This is a genomic window from Saccharospirillum impatiens DSM 12546 (assembly GCF_000423605.1).
In the GTDB taxonomy this organism is placed as follows: Bacteria; Pseudomonadota; Gammaproteobacteria; order Pseudomonadales; family Natronospirillaceae; genus Saccharospirillum; species Saccharospirillum impatiens.
On the sequence record NZ_AUIH01000010.1, the window covers coordinates 16,458 to 33,996 of the forward strand.

Annotated in this window: 16 protein-coding genes; 10 read left to right on the forward strand and 6 right to left on the reverse strand. The window is 58.4% G+C overall.

Annotated features, from left to right (window positions below):
• The first annotated feature begins 59 nt into the window (after positions 1-59).
• Entirely contained in the window at positions 60-566 is a 507-nt protein-coding gene (locus tag G565_RS23585) for a copper chaperone PCu(A)C (RefSeq protein ID WP_037338470.1), read from the forward strand.
• Between the two features lie 51 nt (positions 567-617).
• Here G565_RS23585 and G565_RS0108880 read toward each other — a convergent pair whose 3' ends face one another.
• Entirely contained in the window at positions 618-1,103 is a 486-nt protein-coding gene (locus G565_RS0108880; RefSeq protein WP_028670601.1) for a YajQ family cyclic di-GMP-binding protein, read from the reverse strand.
• A gap of 52 nt (positions 1,104-1,155) precedes the next feature.
• Positions 1,156-1,527: a hypothetical protein gene (locus tag G565_RS23590; protein ID WP_051207661.1), complete on the reverse strand. Its 372-nt coding sequence runs from the start codon at positions 1,525-1,527 to the stop codon at positions 1,156-1,158.
• A gap of 251 nt (positions 1,528-1,778) precedes the next feature.
• On the opposite strand from G565_RS23590, the gene G565_RS0108890 reads away from it, so the two are divergent.
• The 8 genes from G565_RS0108890 (at position 1,779) to G565_RS0108925 (ending at position 10,970) form a co-directional block, all read left to right on the forward strand.
• Positions 1,779-2,147 carry a DUF6164 family protein gene (locus tag G565_RS0108890; protein ID WP_028670602.1) on the forward strand — a complete coding sequence of 123 codons (369 nt, stop codon included), beginning with the start codon at positions 1,779-1,781 and terminating at the stop codon, positions 2,145-2,147.
• A gap of 457 nt (positions 2,148-2,604) precedes the next feature.
• Positions 2,605-3,561 carry an AAA family ATPase gene (locus tag G565_RS0108895; protein ID WP_028670603.1) on the forward strand — a complete coding sequence of 319 codons (957 nt, stop codon included), beginning with the start codon at positions 2,605-2,607 and terminating at the stop codon, positions 3,559-3,561.
• A 1-nt stretch (position 3,562) separates the two neighbouring features.
• A complete protein-coding gene (locus G565_RS25965; protein WP_051207663.1) occupies positions 3,563-4,492 on the forward strand; it encodes a DUF58 domain-containing protein in 930 nt (309 codons plus the stop codon).
• A complete protein-coding gene (locus tag G565_RS23600) occupies positions 4,474-4,929 on the forward strand; it encodes a DUF4381 domain-containing protein (protein ID WP_037338474.1) in 456 nt (151 codons plus the stop codon). Before G565_RS25965 ends, G565_RS23600 begins: the two co-directional genes overlap by 19 nt.
• Positions 4,926-5,897, forward strand: coding sequence for a VWA domain-containing protein (locus tag G565_RS0108910; RefSeq protein WP_051207665.1), 972 nt, complete (start codon positions 4,926-4,928; stop codon positions 5,895-5,897). Before G565_RS23600 ends, G565_RS0108910 begins: the two co-directional genes overlap by 4 nt.
• The gene (locus tag G565_RS0108915; protein ID WP_028670605.1) at positions 5,894-7,597 is read left to right on the forward strand and encodes a VWA domain-containing protein; all 1,704 of its coding nucleotides are present in this window, start codon (positions 5,894-5,896) and stop codon (positions 7,595-7,597) included. The genes G565_RS0108910 and G565_RS0108915 overlap by 4 nt, the downstream gene beginning before the upstream one ends.
• Positions 7,591-9,300 (forward strand): BatD family protein, encoded by a 1,710-nt coding sequence (locus G565_RS0108920; RefSeq protein WP_028670606.1) that lies wholly within the window; start codon positions 7,591-7,593, stop codon positions 9,298-9,300. The genes G565_RS0108915 and G565_RS0108920 overlap by 7 nt, the downstream gene beginning before the upstream one ends.
• Positions 9,301-9,362: 62 nt before the next feature.
• Complete coding sequence (locus G565_RS0108925) at positions 9,363-10,970, forward strand: sensor domain-containing diguanylate cyclase (protein ID WP_028670607.1); 1,608 nt, start codon at positions 9,363-9,365, stop codon at positions 10,968-10,970.
• 13 nt (positions 10,971-10,983) lie between these two features.
• Here the strand turns inward: G565_RS0108925 and G565_RS0108930 are convergent, their stop codons facing one another.
• From G565_RS0108930 to G565_RS0108940, 3 genes are all read right to left on the reverse strand, one after another.
• Positions 10,984-11,556, reverse strand: coding sequence for a peroxiredoxin family protein (locus tag G565_RS0108930; RefSeq protein ID WP_028670608.1), 573 nt, complete (start codon positions 11,554-11,556; stop codon positions 10,984-10,986).
• A 141-nt stretch (positions 11,557-11,697) separates the two neighbouring features.
• A complete protein-coding gene (locus tag G565_RS0108935; RefSeq protein ID WP_028670609.1) occupies positions 11,698-15,045 on the reverse strand; it encodes a methylmalonyl-CoA mutase family protein in 3,348 nt (1,115 codons plus the stop codon).
• A 294-nt stretch (positions 15,046-15,339) separates the two neighbouring features.
• Entirely contained in the window at positions 15,340-16,215 is an 876-nt protein-coding gene (locus G565_RS0108940; protein ID WP_037338479.1) for a 3-hydroxybutyryl-CoA dehydrogenase, read from the reverse strand.
• A gap of 387 nt (positions 16,216-16,602) precedes the next feature.
• On the opposite strand from G565_RS0108940, the gene G565_RS0108945 reads away from it, so the two are divergent.
• Positions 16,603-17,001 (forward strand): MerR family transcriptional regulator, encoded by a 399-nt coding sequence (locus G565_RS0108945; protein WP_028670611.1) that lies wholly within the window; start codon positions 16,603-16,605, stop codon positions 16,999-17,001.
• Between the two features lie 12 nt (positions 17,002-17,013).
• On the opposite strand, the gene G565_RS0108950 is transcribed toward G565_RS0108945, so the two are convergent.
• Positions 17,014-17,469 (reverse strand): MerR family transcriptional regulator, encoded by a 456-nt coding sequence (locus G565_RS0108950; RefSeq protein WP_028670612.1) that lies wholly within the window; start codon positions 17,467-17,469, stop codon positions 17,014-17,016.
• Positions 17,470-17,539 lie beyond the last annotated feature (70 nt).

Consider the following 17,539-nt stretch of genomic DNA (forward strand, 5'->3'; position numbering starts at 1 on the left):
TGTACCGACGGTGGCAGCACTCATAGGTCTGCACTGTCCTTGCAGTAAGGAATTCAATAATGCGCAGCATCACATTAACACTGGTGTTAACAACCCTGCTTTTTTCGGCCCTGGCTCAAGCTCATGATTACCTCCTGGGATCACTCGCAATTGACCATCCCTGGACGCGAGCGACTGCTCCCGGAGCACCGGTTGGGGGTGGATTTATGAGCATCAGCAACACAGGCGAACAGCCTGATCGACTGATCGGGGCAACGGCAGATTTTGCCGGTGAGGTTCAGATTCATGAATCCAGCATGACAGATGGCATGATGCGCATGCAGCACCTGCCTGAAGGGGTAGTCGTACCTGCAGGTGGCCGTCTTGTTTTGAAGCCGGGCAGTTATCACCTGATGTTTATCGGGCTGCAGCGTCGGCTGGTTGAGGATGAACGTGAGACCGTGACTCTGATGTTTGAGCACGCCGGTGAAGTCGAGGTTGAGCTTACTATCGAAGGTCCCGGAGAGCAGGGGCCGCACCAGGAAGGCGACGCCATGGAGATGGACCATGGCGATATGAGTCATTAAGCACGGTACCAGGGGCTGGCACTGTGTCAGCCCCTGGTTCAAAGGCGGGCGTCAGTCGCGGAAGTTATTGTACTGCAGGGAAACCTCAAGATCAGACTGCTTCAGCAGGGCCATGACCGCTTGCAGGTCATCCCGTTTCTTGCCGTTGACCCGCACCTGCTCGCCCTGAATGGAGGCCTGAACTTTCACTTTACTGTCTTTTATCAGCTTGATGATCTTCTTTGCCGTTGGCTGGTCGATTCCCTGTTTAAAGGTCATGTTCCAGGAGAACGTTTTGCCGCTGTGGACCGGCGAGTCCTCTTTGTCGGCCCCAGCGGCACTGATGCTTTGTTTGACGCAGGCTTTGGAAAACAGCTCTTCAAGCTGGCGCAGTTGGAAATCGGATTCGGTTTTCAGCGTGACGACCAGGCCTTTTTGTTCGATGCTGGCTTCAACGCCGCGAAAGTCGAAGCGGGTGGCCAGTTCCCGGTTGGCGTTGTCGACGGCATGGCGCAGGGCCACTTCATCAATTTCGGAGACGATGTCAAAAGAGGGCATGGTGGTGTCCTTGTATTAAATGACGGAATTGGCCGCAGTTTACCACAGTCGGCTATTCCAACGGCAAGCGTGCCCGTTCATTGCGGTTCTGAAGGGCATCCCGCCGGTCATCGAACAGTTGAATGGCCACCGGGGTGATCAGCAACAGGCGCTCTCCATGCAGGCCGATATAGCCCGCACGGTGCTCAGTCATGAAATGCCCGTCCTGATGGGCGAGGGGAGACACGCCGGATAAGTCGGTCAGGGCAATCAAACCATTGCCGAGCGGGTCTCCGATGGCGGCTTCGTCTTTGTACAGGGCCAGTGCGGTAGCACTGATAACCAGTACCGTGCCGCCCCGCAGCCATATCTGCTCAGCCGGTTCGCCATTACTGAGAGTGAAAGTAGCGCTGTTAACAATAATATCGGAAGGGCCGTAGATCATAATCGGGTTGTCACCTAACACTGGGATGGCAACAATACGGCCAAACCCGTTAGAGTCGCAACTGGCTGAAGTCCGTGTCAGGTGCCGGGTGTGCCTATCCGGGGTCGGGCGGAATGCCGCCCACTCAACCCATCCTTGGGGCCTAGATCGCAGCATCCCTGCTGCGAACTCCCCCGGATAGGCACACCCGGCGCCTGGCACTCGCTTGGTAGCAAACTCCAATTTAGTAAGAAAGACAGAGGAGAGCGGCAATGGCCGTCTTGGTATTTCGGTTAAACGGTGTCAGTGAGCAGGAGGCTGACGAAGTACGTGACCTGCTCACCACTGAAGGCTTCGAATTCTATGAGACCAGCGCTGGCCGTTGGCGTATTTCGGTGGCTGCTATCTGGCTGGTAAACGATGACGACTACACCGCCGCCAGGGAGCGCATCGATGAGTACCAGAAGCAGCGCCAGATTGAGCAGCGTGCAGCGGTGCGTCAGGCGATGGAAGAGGGTCGGGCGCCTAGCTGGAAGGACCGGTGGCGGGACGAGCCTGCGACACTGATTCTCGTCTGGGTGGGTCTGGCCGTGGTCGTAGCGATTTCGATCTGGCCATTTTTCAATTGGATCCGGAGTTAGTGTCGTGCGTTGTAAATTCTGCTGGTTTAACCCCTTTGCTGTCCAAGGGCTGTTGGGTGCGCCTACTGAGGGCCGTTAGACCGCATGGACTAAAACGCCAGGAGCGTTTTAGCATGAGCGCAGCGAGCCCGAAGGGTGAATCCCATGGAAGGGGTTCATATCCGGCCTTCGAGTCTACATGGATGTATTTACGACGTGCCCTCAGTAGGCGTACCCGACAGCCCGGCATGCACTGAAGTAACTGTTTCCTGTCAGTCGATTATCCACAAGAATTTCCAACGCATGACACGACGCCACAACCAAAAACCAAAACAGCCACAGTCAAGCCAGTGTAAACCACCCATCCCGTTTGGCCGGTGCCGTTGACCCGGCCTGACAGCGCTCTAGAATCGAACGGTCAGTTATCCGCACCTTTGCGCATTTTCCAGAGTCACCCATCAATGAAACAGGGACGCCAATGGCAACTGAACACCCACTGCTCGAACTGAAAGACGCCCTTCAACACCGGATTCTGGGGCAGCCGGAACTGGTCGAATCGCTATTGCTGGCATTGTTGGCCGACGGGCATTTATTGGTGGAAGGCGCGCCGGGCCTGGCCAAAACCACCGCAATCAAGGCGTTGGCCGAGGGTGTGCAGGGTGCGTTCAGTCGGGTGCAATTCACGCCGGATCTGATGCCGTCGGACATTACCGGCGCTGAAATATACCGGGCCGATGAACATCGCTTTGAATTTCAGCCCGGGCCGGTGTTTGCCAACCTGGTGCTGGCCGATGAGATCAACCGGGCGCCGGCCAAGGTGCAGTCTGCGTTGCTGGAGGCCATGTCGGAACGCCAGGTCTCGGTCGCCGGAACCACCTACCCACTGGCCTCGCCGTTTCTGGTGATGGCGACGCAAAACCCGGTAGAGCACGAAGGCACCTACCCGTTGCCTGAAGCTCAGCTTGACCGCTTTCTGTTGAAAGTGTCGCTCGATTACCCCGATGTCGGGATGGAGCTGGCCATTTTGCAACTGGCCCGGGAAGAACAGGCGCACCAGACTCGGGCCTTGCCCCTGGTATCTCCGGAGGCGGTTCTGGCCGCTCGTCAGGCGTTGAACGATGTCTATATGGCCGATGCCGTGACCGATTACCTGCTGCATCTGGTCGATGCTACCCGCTCGCCCGAACGCTACAGCCCGGAACTGGCCGGAGTGATTGAGTTTGGTGCCTCACCGCGAGGCACCATAGCGCTGGACCGTTGCGCCCGGGCGCTGGCCTGGCTCGAAGGACAGGACTTTGTGACCCCCGAGCAAGTGCAGCGGGTGGCTGTTCGTGTGCTGGCTCATCGGCTGGTGCTGTCGCTGTCTGGTCAGGCCCAGGGTTGGGACGGTTCCAGTGTGGTGAATCACTTACTGGAACGGGTGGCCGTCGGGTAATATGAGCACAGTGGGTAAGGCGACTCCCTTTGCCGTCGAAGGCACCGAGGTAGAACGAGATGAACTGCTCGCGCTGCGCTTTGTCGCAGCGGACCTCGGCCGCGTGCCGGTGCGCCGTGCGTTGGGTTTGGGCGCGGGCGAGCAACGTTCACCGTTTCGGGGGCAGGGACGCGAGTTCGTGGAAATGCGTCGCTACCAGCCCGGTGACGACGTTCGCCGCATCGACTGGCATGTCACGGCCCGCAAGCAAGCTCCCTATGTGCAAATAATGGAAGAAGACCGGCAGGCGGCGCAGCTGATCTGGGTCGACCTGTCCGACAGCCTGTATTTTGGCAGCCAGCGGGCGTTAAAGTCTGTTCTGGCCTGCCATTGGGCGGCTTTTCTTGCCTGGCGACTGTTAGCGCTGCGGCACCCGACCCGGGCCGTTATCACCGGTGTGGGGGATGGCCGGCCCATGATGCTGCGCCGGGCCAGTGATGTCGCTCAGTTTTGCCAGAGGCTGGTCGATGCCCATGCAAAACTGGCCAGTCAGTATCGCCAGGGCACGGTGCCTCCGGTACCCAGCGACATTGCCTCTCTGCTGCGTCAGAACCCCACGCTGTGGCTGGTGTCAGATCTGTCGCACTGGCAACCCGAGGCTCTGGCAGCCTGCCTGCCACAGGCACGAATCAATCGAACCCTGATCCTGCAGCCTATCGACCGGCTTGAGTCCGATTTGCCCGATGTTGGGGTACTGCAGGGTCGGGCCCGGGACCAGAGTGTGCAGCTCGATACCGGCTCGGCTGGCGTGCGCGCCGCGCACCACCGCGCTTTTGAACACCGGCAACTGACCTGGCAGCGTTGGGCACCGGCGCACCAGGCCAGACTGATCAGCCATTTCGTCCACGACTTCAACTGGGGAGAGGTGAACCAATGGCCAATCCACAGCTGACGGCGGGGGATCCGGCGCTGGCGTCCTTGCTGGCGCAACTTGAAGCCAATGCTGCACCGGCAGTACCGGGGGCCTGGCCCCTGGCACCGGTGTATTGGCTGAGTGTGATCGCGCTGGCTGCCGGCATTGTTCTGGCGGCCTTGCTGTGGCGCAAGGGCCGTATGCGTCGCCGCTGCCTGGTCGCATTGAAAACCCTGCAACGGGAACCGGATACTGCACGCCAATTGCAGCAATTACACGCAGTGCTGCGCAACGCGGCGGCCCAGCAATCCCCGGCGCATAAAACCGAGTCTGCTCCTGTCTTCGCTCAGCGGGTGCGCGCGACGCTCAACCGTGCCGATGTGCCCGTCTGGGTCAATGCTCACTATCGGCCCGATGCCCGGGTCGAGATCGACTGGCGCGAAGCGCGGACCCTAATCAAACGGTGGTGCCGATGACTCTCGCCTGGTGGTGGATGCTGACGCTGATGCCCGTGCCCTGGATCATTGGGCGCTGGTTACCAGCCGTTGATGCCGGCGACCGGCTCGATCACCCGGTGCTGGCACGCTGGTCGGCCGGGGGTACTTCAAGCGCTGGCCCCTCATCCATAAACAGCCGCTGGTTGTGGCTGGCCTGGGCACTTATTTTAGTCGCGCTGGCACGCCCGCAGACGCTGGGACCCTGGGTGGAGCCTGAGCAACCGGCCCGGGCTATTATGTTGGTGGTGGACGTGTCGCGCAGCATGGAAGAGCCGGATATGGAATGGGGCGGCCAACGGGTAAGACGGTTCCAGGCGGTTCAGCAAGTGGTGGGCGATTTTGCCCGCGAGCGCCAGGGTGACGCACTCGGTCTCGTCGTGTTTGGTGAATTCGCCGATACGCAGTCACCGCTGACACCGGATGTCGAAGCCGTGCGTGACCTGCTGTTCGATATCTTGCCCGGTATGGCAGGTGACAGCACGGCCATTGGCGATGCACTGGGGCTGGCGGTTAAGCGGCTGCGCGATCAGCCGGTGACCGACCCGGTCATACTGCTGTTGTCCGATGGCGAGAACAATGCCGGCGAGCTGGAGCCCATGGCCGCTGCGGGCGCCGCGCGTGACAGTGACATTCGGGTACACACCATTGCCTTCGGGCAGCCGCGCAGTGGCGATTTCTTTGGCTTGATGCGCGGCGCCGGGGTGGATGTCGACACTCTGGGTCGCGTCGCCCGCGAAACCGGGGGTGAACTCTTCGTCGCCGAAAACACCGATGAACTGGCCAGGGTATACGAACGCATCGATGCACTGGAGCCGAGCCCCAGGGCGGGGCAGGCCCAGCGACTGGCCGCCGAGTGGTTCTGGGTGCCGGCACTGCTTGCTCTGCTGGTCATGGTTGTCGGGCAGCATGCCCGGGTGCCAGGCCAGCGCAAGAGGTCTGTATCATGATCTGGACCCGCCCTCTGTTATTGCTGGCCCTGTTGCCCTGGCTGGTCTGGGCCGTTTGGCGCTGGCGCCGACAGCAGCGACAGGGCGCCTGGCACCGGCTGATGGATGATCGGTTGCTGCGCCGACTGAATTACCAAAACAGTGCTCGTCGGCAGTCTTGGTCGCAGGGTGCATTGCTGCTGGCCGGTGTTTTGCTGATTGTAGCGGCGGCCGGGCCGGCAAGACCACTGAGCGGGGGCACCACATTGACGGCGGGCAACCTGATTGTGGTGCTCGACGCGACGTTGTCGATGACGGTTGAGGATACACCGCCATCCCGGGCCGTTCGGGCCGAGCGACTGGTGCAGGACTGGGCGGCTTCCGGTGTATTCGAACGCACAGCCGTCGTTGTCTATTCCGGGTCGGCACACTGGCTGGTGCCGCTCACCCGCGATATTGAAACGCTGGCATTGCAACTGGAGCAGATGACGCCCTACATCATGCCGCAGTTTGGCAACCGGCCGGAGCTGGCCTTTGAGCGAGTGACCGAGCGGCTGGAATCGTTGCAGGGGCGTAGCCAGTTGCTGTGGATTACCGATGATGCCAGCCCTGGCCGAATGGATGCCCTGTTGGCGGCCCGCCCTCCGGTTGAACGCTTTTGGCTGATGCCGATGGGCACCGAATCGGGCGGGCCAATTCCGCTGCCCGATGGCAGCGGCTATTTGCAGGATGGCAGCCGCATGGTCATGCCCACTCTGAACCGGGCCGGCTTTCGGGACGTCGCTGCCCGGTTAGACGCGACTCTGCTGCCGATGGAACAACCCGTCACGACTCTGGACCTCAGCATCGACCGGGGCGAAGTATCCCGAGAGCGACAACTTCGTGAATGGGGCTTTTGGCTGTTGCTGCCGGCGCTGTTGCTGTTGTTGCCCTGGTACCGCCGCGGCCTGGTGTACTGTTTACCGCTGGGCCTGTTGTGGCAGCCGATGCCGGCAGAGGCTGCGAGCTGGTCTGATCCGCTGCTTAAAAATCGTGAGCAGCGTGCATTTCAGGCCTATCAGGAAGGCGATGCGGATCGCAGCCTGGCCTTGACCGAGCGACCGGAACTGTCAGCACAACTGGCGTTCGAGCAGGGTGATTTTGAGCGGGCAGAAGAACTCTGGCAGCAATTGGACAATGCTACGGCGCATTACAATCGGGGTAATGCGCTGGCGCATCAGGGCAGTCTTCAGGAGGCGATTGATGCCTATGATGAAGCCCTCGCCAGAGCAGACCTGGAGGCAGCCCGGCACAACAGAGACCGTGTCGCTGAAGCGCTGGAGCAGCAGCAAGAACAGCAGCAACAGCAGCAGGAACAGCAGCAGGACTCGCAAAGCGAGTATGAACAAAGCGGTGACTCGGACTCACAGCCCGCTCAATCGCAAGATTCAAATCCGCAACCCGGAGGGGAACCGGACGACCAACGCGAACCTCAGCCACAGGACGATGAAAGCCCGGGTCAGAATGACGGCGAGGAAGATCGCGATGCTGAACCCGTCGAATCCGATGACGCCCGGTCCCGCGGTGAGCCAGACCCCGATCTCGACGCGCGACGTCGCGACCAGGCGGTGGAGCAATTGCTGAATCGGGTTCCGTCAGCTGAGGGTCAGGTGCTACAGCGAAAATTCCAGTATCAGTTTCAACAAGCCCCAACAGACGAGGAGCCTGATTCGCTATGGTAAACACCGCGCGTGCGCGCCTGAGGTCACTGCTGGCCCGACTGCCGTTGCGGGTCGGTGGTTGTCTGGCTACGTTGTGCTTGCTGAGTGCTGCCGCTTCAGCAACCGTAACGGCCGATGCTGACCGCACTCGTCTCTATCAGGATGAAACCCTGACGCTGACCATTCGCGCGAACTTTCCGGCGGCCAATGAACCGCTGGATCTCACCGCGTTGACCACCTTGTTTCAGGTCGTCGGGCAATCGCAAACGACGCAGAGCCGATACTCGACCGCACAGGGCCAGGAACGCTGGCGCGAATGGCGCCTGCAGATTCAGCCTCGGGAAATCGGGACCCTGGCGATTCCCAATTTCAGTCTGGGGGGGGAACAATCGAGCCCGATCATGGTCACGGTGATGAACCCGGCCGACCGCCAGGAAGGCCTGCCCGAAGAAGCCGTCATTTTGTCGGTCTCGATTGACGATGACTCACTGTACATCGGGCAAAGCACCACCCTGACGGTCAACCTCGACTATCAAGTGCGCCTGCAAGGGAATTTCGACCAGTTGGACCTCAGTGCCTTCGATGCCGAGAAACTGAACGAAGACAACACCCAGACACGTCACGGAGGTCAACCCTATCGTCGCTACCAACTGGTATACCGGCTGACCCCCGAGCAAGACGGAACGCTGTCGATTCCCGAAATTCGCTTTGTCGGGCAATATGAAAGTAGCAACTATGGCCAGCAGTTGCGCATGCATCGAATTCACCCGGGTTTCGATGTCGCCGTCAAACCCATACCTGCGTCCTATCCGGCAAACGCGGTCTGGCTACCGGCCGAGTCAGTCAGCCTGAGCGACAACCTGGGCAGCCGTATTCAGGCCGAGGTGAACGAGCATATTGACTGGCAAGTCAGCACTCGCATACAGGGACAGCCGGCAACCCAGCTCCCCGACCCGCTGGCCTCTCTGGCGGACGATGATTTCCGGCTGTATCGCAACAGCCCGGAGTTCACCCAGACCGGTGGTCTGCAGCAACGAACCGATCAAGCTGCCCTGGTGTTCTCCTCTCCCGGAAACTACGACTTGCCTGCTGTGCGGGTACCCTGGTGGGACATCAAAAACGACCGGCTGCGTTACGCTGAACTGTCCGCCCGTTCAATCCGTATAGAAGGTATCAGCAACGAAGCCATGGACATACTGGCCAACCCGTCCCGCTCTGATTCCGAGCCGGGTACCGTTGATGCGGCTAATCAGCGCAGTGCAACCGCCACCCTCGCTGGTCAGGGGGGGGTCTGGCGTTGGGTGAGTGTGAGTCTGGGCATTGGCTGGCTGGCTACGGCGCTGGTGTTCTGGGCCAGTAACCGTTACCTGAAGCGACGGTTGCGTGAGACGGTGAGTCGTTCCGTGCCGGAGTCAACCGAACCACGCCCGGCTGAGGATGACATGGCGCGTGCGGCGCACAGCGGCGACGTCAGTGCCTATCACGCGGCATTGTTGCGCTGGTTGAGAGCCCGAAGAGGGTGGACGCCTGCTCAGTTGCGCGCGAAATTGGGCGAATCGGAACGGGGGATACTGGCACAGGCTGAATCGTATCTTTTTGCCGGTACTGCAGATACACAAGCGCCAGACCGCAAGGCTCTGATAACACTGAACGATGCCGTTCAGGCACTGCAGGCATCGCGAGCGCCGGGAACGGAACCGGATGTCATGACCCTTTACCCCTGAAATGATGGTACTGGCTATATTGTTGGCTAGGATAAGTATTACACCCGAAATGAGGAGTGCCTGTGCTGCCTGAACGGCCCAACACAGAAGTGGCATCCATACCCAAAGCGTCTCCTGCGATCCGAACGATTACTCTGATCCTGGCGGTGCTGAGCATTATTGTCTTTGCTGCGCTGGCCCGGTTCTTGTACCAGGCCGAAACGGACAGCATCAAACGCGACTTCTCGGCAGAGGTGGCGCAGCAGGCATTGTCATTTGAACGTGAAGTGCTGTTGAACCTGGAGATTCTGTTTGCACTGAATGCTTCGGTGGCACTGGTGGATGACTTAACGCCGGAACGGTTTGATCAGTTAACCGGTGATATCCTGTCCCGGTCACCCGCCATTCAGGCGTTTGCCTGGGCCGAGATCGTCACACCCGACACCCTGACGGCCGTTGAATCCCGCATGAATGAGTGGTTCCCGGGTTTTAGCGTGACCGAGCGTGATACCGGAGGTAACGTGGTACCGGTCGCAGTGCGCCCCCAATACGCGCCGGTGTTAATGATTGAACCTATCGCTGCCAACCAGGCGGCGCTCGGCTTTGATCTGGCCAGCGAACCCCGACGGCTGTCGGCCCTGTTGCAGGCTATGGAAAGTGGGAAAATGGTCGCTACGGCGGGCATAACGCTGGTACAGGAGCCAGACAACCAACGCGGTTTCCTGGTGTTTGCACCCCAGTTTCTGTCGCCGGAATCCGGCACCGCCGCAACCGGCACCGAGTCGCGCGTGGTGTTTGTTAATGGCGTATTTCGCGTGGGCGAACTGATCAATCAATCCGTTGGCAATACGTTCAATCAGCAAGTGCAACTGCAGGTGATTGATCGAACCCGCGGCGCTGAAGACGTCCTGTACAGCAGCATCGCGGCTGAAAGTGAGCGCTGGTTAATCGCCCAAACGGTTGTTCACGACCTGCCCGATGTGGCCGGTCGGCAATGGTATTTCGAGGTGACGCCCGCCGCTTCGCTGTACACGGAACGGCGCGGTTATGTGCCCTGGTTGGTGTTGGGTTCCGGTTCCACCGTGGTGGTGTTGCTGGTCGTCTACGTCCTGGTCACCCAGCGCCAGAACCAGGCGCTCAATGCTGCGAAATCGGAACTTGAGCGAATATCTCTGACCGACAGCATGACCGGCCTGGCCAATCGACGGCATTTCGACCAGCACCTGGAGCAACAGTGGGCACTGGCGGTACGCCAGCGAAGCGCTTTGTCGCTGGTCATGGTCGATATCGATAACTTCAAGCCCTACAACGATGAGTATGGTCACCCTGAAGGCGATGCAGCGCTGAAACAGGTTGCCAGAGCGTTGCAACGAATGGCAACCCGGCCCCTGGATCTGGTCGCTCGTTATGGGGGGGAAGAGTTCGCGCTGGTATTACCCGATACCTATGATTCGACGCAAGTCGCTGAAAATTGCCGGCAGGCAGTAGAGGCCCTGGGTTTGCGTCATGAGTATTCGGGTGCCAGCGATGTCGTTACCATCAGTGTGGGGGTATGTTCTTTGGTACCTGCAGAAGGCCAAAGCCTTAGCGAGCTAAGCGAACAAGCAGACCGCGCTATGTATCAGGCGAAACAGGAAGGTCGTAACCGGGTCGTGGTGTGTTCATCTGAACGCGATTTGCATCGCGCCTGAGGGTTCCACACGGTCACTGGGCCGCAGTGCGTTGTTCGCTTGTGTGAGACAGATCGCCGCCGATAAAAGCGTGAACCCGATCAAGTGGAATATGATCGCTGGCATCGCGCCCGTACCAGGTTTCAACGATTCTGCCCTGCTCGTCTATGAGAAAATCGGCCGGTACCAGTTTCATGGTTGGGCTACTCCGTGGCCGGCCTCCGGTTTTCATACCCTTAATAATACGTGGGAATTTAAACAGCATTGCTCTGATTAACGCCGTTGATGATTGCTCGACACCGTAACGGTCGTACAGCGTCAGATCCGGGTCACTGACCAGTCGAAACGGGCGAGGGTGGCGGGCCACATAGTCGCGCACGTCGGCACCCGGTGAACAGAACACCGCCACCACTTCAAGCCCTTTGTCCTGCCAGGATTTGTAACGGTGTGTCAGTTCATGCACCCTGAAATTGCAAAACGGACAAGCCGCATCGCGAAAAAAGGATAGCATGACTTTTTTGCCCCGATAGTCCGACAGATCCAATGGTCTGCCGAAAATATCTTGCGTGCTGAACTCTGGGTGGTGGTCTGGACTTTGAATTCGCATCGTGATTGACACTCCAATACATCATTGTCGCGGAGTATGAGCTGTTCCGGATTGAAGTGCACTTCAATCCTGTTTGAGAAATTTCAACAACCCTGTTAGTCAGTCTGAATTGTATTGGTGCAACACGTATATGTATGGGTATCACATGTTGCGGCGATACTCTCCGCCTACCTCATAGAGGGTGTGACTGATCTGCCCGAGGCTGGCCACTTTGACCGTTTCCATCAGTGTTGCAAACAGATTGTGTCGTGCCCGGGCATCACTGGCCAGGGCAACCAGAGCGTCGTTAACGTTTGCCTGGTGGTGGTGCTGAAAACGGGCGACTTGCTCTATTTGCTGTTGTTTTTCCGCATCGGTTGAACGCATCAGTTCAATCGGCGCGTCGGCGTCACCGTCTTTTTTCGACAGAAACGTATTCACCCCTATGATGGGCAATTCGCCGCTGTGTTTTCGGTGCTCGTAGAGCATGGATTCATCCTGAATTTTGCTGCGCTGGTACATGGTATCCATGGCACCGAGTACGCCGCCACGTTCGCTCAGTCGTTCAAACTCGGCGTAAACCGCAGACTCTACCAAGTCGGTCAGGTACTCCAGCGTAAAGGCGCCCTGCATCGGGTTTTCGTTCTGGTTCAGGCCCAGCTCTTTATTGATGATCAGTTGAATGGCGACCGCGCGGCGCACACTGTCTTCTGTGGGTGTGGTGATGGCTTCATCGAACGCATTGGTGTGCAGGCTATTGCAGTTATCAAACAGGGCGTAAAGCGCCTGCAGGGTCGTGCGAATATCGTTGAATTGAATTTCCTGGGCGTGCAGGGAACGACCCGAGGTTTGAATGTGGTACTTCAGCATTTGCGACCGGGCATCGGCACCGTACCGGTGCTTCATCGCCCTAGCCCAGATACGCCGGGCAACCCGGCCAATCACGGCGTATTCCGGGTCCATGCCGTTGCTGAAAAAGAAGCTCAGGTTGGGCGCGAAATCGTTAATGTCCATTCCGCGCGCGCGGTAATACTCAACCAGGGTAAAGCCATTGGCGAGCGTGAACGCCAGTTGAGTAATCGGGTTCGCACCGGCTTCAGCAATGTGATAGCCACTGACGCTCACGCTGTAGAAATTTCGCACCTCGCGTTCAATAAACCAGGCTTGCACATCGCCCATTAAGTGCAGGGCAAATTCGGTCGAGAAGATGCAGGTATTTTGCGCCTGGTCTTCTTTTAAAATATCAGCCTGTACCGTTCCCCGAACTTGTTTCAATGTTGTCGCCGCAATGCGGCTGTAGGTATCCGCATCCACCAGATGGTCGCCGGTGACGCCCAACAGACCAAGCCCCAGCCCGGAATGACCTTTCGGCAAGGGCCCCTGGTAACTCACTGGAGCATCACCCAAAATGTCTTTAATGCGTTGCTCTGCAGCGTCCCATTCACCATTGTCGCGCAGGTGTTGCTCGACTTGCTGGTCTATGGCCGTGTTCAGAAACATGGCCAGAATGATCGGCGCGGGGCCGTTGATGGTCATGGACACCGAGGTCGTTGGCGCGCACAAATCGAAGCCGGAATAGAGTTTCTTCATGTCGTCGAGCGTGGCGATCGACACACCGCTGTTGCCCACCTTGCCATAGATGTCCGGCCGTTCCGCCGGGTCTTCACCGTACAGGGTGACGGAATCAAACGCAGTGGAGAGCCGGGCCGCAGGTTGACCAAGTGACAGGTAATGGAAACGACGATTGGTTCGCTCCGGCGGGCCTTCACCGGCGAACATCCGGGTTGGGTCTTCGCCACTGCGACGGTACGGGTACACACCGGCCGTGTAGGGAAAATGCCCGGGCAGGTTTTCCTGGCCACTGAACCAGACGCGTTCGCCCCAGTCCTGGCTGGTATTGGCGCTGACTTTGGGAATGCGATTACCGCTCAGGGTTTCCCGGTAGTTATCTCCGGTGATGGCCTTACCGCGCACCTGATATTCAAACTGGTCGGAGCGTACCGAATCCATCAATGCATCCCAATCGAGCAGGGCGTTGCGGCTTTCCGGCTGCAGTTTTTGCAGGGCGGTATTGTGGCGTTCGGCCAGCACTTTCCGGGCCGCATCCAACCCATCGGTTGCGACGTCGGTCAGTGGAGTCAGGTCTTCCAGACCGAGCAGGCGCAAGCTTTCATACAAGTGCTGAACCGTGCGCGCACAGTCTGCCTGACGCTGAAGTTGCTCGCGCAACGATCGTCCCTGTTCGGCAATCTCCGCGAGGTAGCGTTGTTGTGAGCCGGGAATTAACACATGGGCTTCGGGGTCGCCTTCGGGCAATGATGCTTGCCACCCGGTATCCGTCGCATCACTCAGACGCCGGCACAGATGATTGAATACCCGGTTTACGCCCGGGTCTGAAAAGTGGCTGGCAATGGTGGCAAAAATCGGCAGATCATCATCCTTTGATTCAAAATCGATGCGGTTGCGCCGCCATTGCTTGCGCACATCGCGCAGGGCATCGCCCGCGCCTTTGCTATCGAATTTGTTGATGACAATCCAGTCCGCCAAATCCAGCATGTCGATTTTTTCAAGCTGACTCGCTGCCCCGTATTCGGGGGTCATCACGTAGCCCGGAAAATCAACCAAATCGACAATGGCGCTGTCGGACTGACCAATACCGGCGGTTTCCACAAACACCAGATCAAAGCCCTGCTGGCTTAACTCAGTAATGGCGTCCTGCAAAACTTCACTGGTCGACAGGTGCTGGCGTCGCGTCGCCATGCTGCGAAAATAGACATTGGGCAAGCGCAGGCTGTTGATGCGAATGCGGTCTCCGAGCAGGGCGCCACCGGTGCGTCGCCGGGTCGGGTCGATGGCCAGTACGGCGAAACGTTTGTCGGGAAATTCGGTGGCAAAGCGCAGTACCAGTTCATCGGTAAGACTGGATTTTCCAGCGCCGCCCGTGCCTGTCAGGCCGAGCGTTGGAGCGCGTTTTCCGGAAGCGGTGGGCGACGCGCGTCGTGCTTCTATATCCGATAAGGCGCGTGCCTGAATCAGGTCTGGATGTGCAGTGTCGGGTAATGTATCTGACCGGCTGTCCCGGGCTGCTTGTATGCGGTCAACTGCATCGTCGATCATGCCGGGCAGGCCGAGTTTCATGCCGTCGGTCGGGTGGTAGATACGGGTTACGCCGTAGGCTTCGAGTTCGGCAATCTCGTCTGGCGTGATGGTGCCGCCGCCTCCGCCGATAATGGCCATATAACCCGCACCACTCTCCCTGAGCCGGTCGACCAGATAGCGGAAATATTCCATATGTCCGCCCTGGTAGGAGCTGATGGCGATGCCGTCTGCGTCCTCCTGCAAGGCGGCTTTGATCAGATCATCGACGCTGCGGTTATGGCCAAGATGAATCACCTCACAGCCGCGATCCTGGATCAAACGACGCATCACATTAATGGCGGCATCGTGACCGTCGAACAGGCTGGCAGCGGTGATGATGCGCAGTGGTGCAGTGTTATCGGCTTGGCTCATATAGCGTTTTCCCAGCGGGTGATTTTGAAGTTATCACTCAAGTTTCGGAATTCGTTTCACGTCAGTGGCATTGGCCCGCATCGGATGCCGGCTATGCCTCAGCGGGGCTTCCAGTGCTGCCAGTGGCCCGTGCCGAGCACCGGGTATACCTGTCCGGGGTCGGCGTGAACCCGTCCATGGGGCCTAGACCGCAACATCCATGTTGCGGACTACCCCGGACAGGTACACCCGATACTCGGCACTCAGTTGAGTGCGAACACCGACTTGTGATTCAAAAAATAACGGCTGAACTGATCAGTCGTACTGATAAAAACCACGACCACTCTTGCGACCGGTATAGCCGGCATCCACCATCTGCGTCAGCAGCGGGCAGGGTCGGTACTTCGGGTCTTTAAAGCCGTCGTACAACACCTTCATGATGAACAGGCAGGTGTCGAGCCCGATCAAATCGGCGAGTTTCAGCGGACCCATCGGGTGGTTCATGCCAAGCGTCATCACCGAGTCGATGGCCTCGGCTTCGGCGACGCCTTCGTACAGGGTGAAGATGGCTTCGTTGATCATCGGCATCAGAATGCGGTTGGAGACAAAGCCTGGCGCATCCCGCACTTCGATGGGCGTTTTGCCCAGGCGCTCGCTGAGCGATTTGATGGCATTGAAGGTCGCGTCTGAGGTTTGCAATGCACGAATCAGTTCCACCAGTTGCATCAGCGGCACCGGGTTCATGAAGTGCATGCCCATAAAGCGGTCTGGCCGTGACGTGGCTGCGGCCATGCGGGTCAGGGAGATGGCGCTGGTGTTGGAGGCGAACAGGGTCTTGGCCGGGCAAAGGGCATCGAGCTTGCGAAACAGGTCGATTTTGACGGCTTCGTTTTCGGTAATGGCTTCGACGACCAAGTCGCAACCGGCAAGCACGTCGATATCCGTATGGATGTGCAACCGGGAAAGGGTGTCAGAATGCTGTTCTGAGGTCAGTTTCCCTTTTTCGACAAACTTGCCGAGGCTGCGGTCGACGGCTTTCAGGGCAGTGTCGAGCTGGGCTGGCTGGTTATCGACCAGGTGGACAGTGAGGCCGCTCTGGGCAAACACCTGGGCGATGCCATGGCCCATGGTGCCGGCGCCCAGCACCCCAATGGTGTTGAGGGTGTCAGGACTGAAATCAGTGGTAGTCATACGGAATCCTGTGAGTGAGCTGTTATTCTTGTTGATTCCGAGGCTAGTTTTCGTTTACGTTAACGTCAACTTGGTGGGTGGTGAGTGACAGATCCTGGCCGTAAACTCTGGCTAACAGCAGGTGGTTGCTTCAGTTTGCTGGCTGGGGCCTCCTGGTTGCCAGGAGTCCGTGCCAGCTACCGGGTGCTCCTATCCGGGGCCGGCATGAACCCTTCCATGGGGCCTAGACCGCAGCATCCCTGCTGCGGACTTCCCCGGATAGGAGCACCCGGCAGCTGGCACTCAACCAGTCGCAAACGTCTGCCTTTAAGTACTTAGAACCTGCATGTTGGTAGTAGCCGACCTTTATTGGTGACCCGTGACTTTTAACCTGAAAACCCTGATCTCATGAACAAAGCAACGCCCGACTTGCAAACCTTCACCATCCGCGACCTGGCGGGTGAGTTTGATGTCACTACGCGAACCATCCGTTTTTACGAAGACAGGGGGTTGTTGACGCCCGAGCGTGAAGGGCAGCGCCGTATCTATCACAAGCGCGACCGTGCCCGGTTAGTGCTGATATTGCGCGGCAAGCGTCTGGGTTTCAGTCTGGATGAAATCCAGCAACTGGTGACCGCCTACGAAACCCCGGAAGATGAAATCCCGCAACTGGAGCAATATTTACGCACCTTGACCGAGCATCGCGAAACCCTGCTTCAACAAAAAGAAGACCTTGAAAAAACCCTGCAGGAACTGGAGCAGGCTGAGCGGGATTGCCGGGCGGCGCTGGCCAGAAAGACGAGTTAAAGCCCGAGCCAGCTATTCGTTGATTAGCGAAGGCTGGTGGCTGGAGTCATTGTGATCATGCAAACACAAGGCATGATTCTCCAGTACTTCAATGACCCGGCAATGTTCAACGGTGTTACCCTCGCAGGCCCCTACCATTCTGGATAATTCCTCCTCCAATGCCTGCAGCCGGGCGATCCTGGATCGCACCGCATTGAGTTGCTCTTCGGCGATGGCGTTGGCCTGATCGCAGGGTTCATCGGCGTGACGTGACAGGCGCAACAGCGACTTGATGGTATCGAGCGAGAAGCCCAGCTCCCGTGCGTGGCGAATAAACCGCAACTGGTTCAGGTGGGCGTCGCTGTAGCGCCGTTGGTTGCCTTCTGTTCGGTGTGGCGGCGCGACCAGACCGATGTTTTCGTAATAACGCAGCGTCTGAACCGCACAATTCAGCCGTTTGGCCAGTTGGCCGATGGAGTAGTGTTGCATAAGTGACTCATCCCAAAAAACACTTGAACCTACAATGATTGTAGCTAATAGACTGATCTCTGTGTTGAAC

Excerpts from the sequence above, each read along its gene's own strand:
- G565_RS23585 (WP_037338470.1), top strand. The coding sequence starts at position 60 with ATGCGCAGCATCACATTAACACTGGTGTTAACAACCCTGCTTTTTTCG.
- G565_RS0108880 (WP_028670601.1), bottom strand. The coding sequence starts at position 1,103 with ATGCCCTCTTTTGACATCGTCTCCGAAATTGATGAAGTGGCCCTGCGC.
- G565_RS23590 (WP_051207661.1), bottom strand. The coding sequence starts at position 1,527 with ATGATCTACGGCCCTTCCGATATTATTGTTAACAGCGCTACTTTCACT.
- G565_RS0108890 (WP_028670602.1), top strand. The coding sequence starts at position 1,779 with ATGGCCGTCTTGGTATTTCGGTTAAACGGTGTCAGTGAGCAGGAGGCT.
- G565_RS0108895 (WP_028670603.1), top strand. The coding sequence starts at position 2,605 with ATGGCAACTGAACACCCACTGCTCGAACTGAAAGACGCCCTTCAACAC.
- G565_RS25965 (WP_051207663.1), top strand. The coding sequence starts at position 3,563 with ATGAGCACAGTGGGTAAGGCGACTCCCTTTGCCGTCGAAGGCACCGAG.
- G565_RS23600 (WP_037338474.1), top strand. The coding sequence starts at position 4,474 with ATGGCCAATCCACAGCTGACGGCGGGGGATCCGGCGCTGGCGTCCTTG.
- G565_RS0108910 (WP_051207665.1), top strand. The coding sequence starts at position 4,926 with ATGACTCTCGCCTGGTGGTGGATGCTGACGCTGATGCCCGTGCCCTGG.
- G565_RS0108915 (WP_028670605.1), top strand. The coding sequence starts at position 5,894 with ATGATCTGGACCCGCCCTCTGTTATTGCTGGCCCTGTTGCCCTGGCTG.
- G565_RS0108920 (WP_028670606.1), top strand. The coding sequence starts at position 7,591 with ATGGTAAACACCGCGCGTGCGCGCCTGAGGTCACTGCTGGCCCGACTG.
- G565_RS0108930 (WP_028670608.1), bottom strand. The coding sequence starts at position 11,556 with ATGCGAATTCAAAGTCCAGACCACCACCCAGAGTTCAGCACGCAAGAT.
- G565_RS0108935 (WP_028670609.1), bottom strand. The coding sequence starts at position 15,045 with ATGAGCCAAGCCGATAACACTGCACCACTGCGCATCATCACCGCTGCC.
- G565_RS0108940 (WP_037338479.1), bottom strand. The coding sequence starts at position 16,215 with ATGACTACCACTGATTTCAGTCCTGACACCCTCAACACCATTGGGGTG.
- G565_RS0108945 (WP_028670611.1), top strand. The coding sequence starts at position 16,603 with ATGAACAAAGCAACGCCCGACTTGCAAACCTTCACCATCCGCGACCTG.
- G565_RS0108950 (WP_028670612.1), bottom strand. The coding sequence starts at position 17,469 with ATGCAACACTACTCCATCGGCCAACTGGCCAAACGGCTGAATTGTGCG.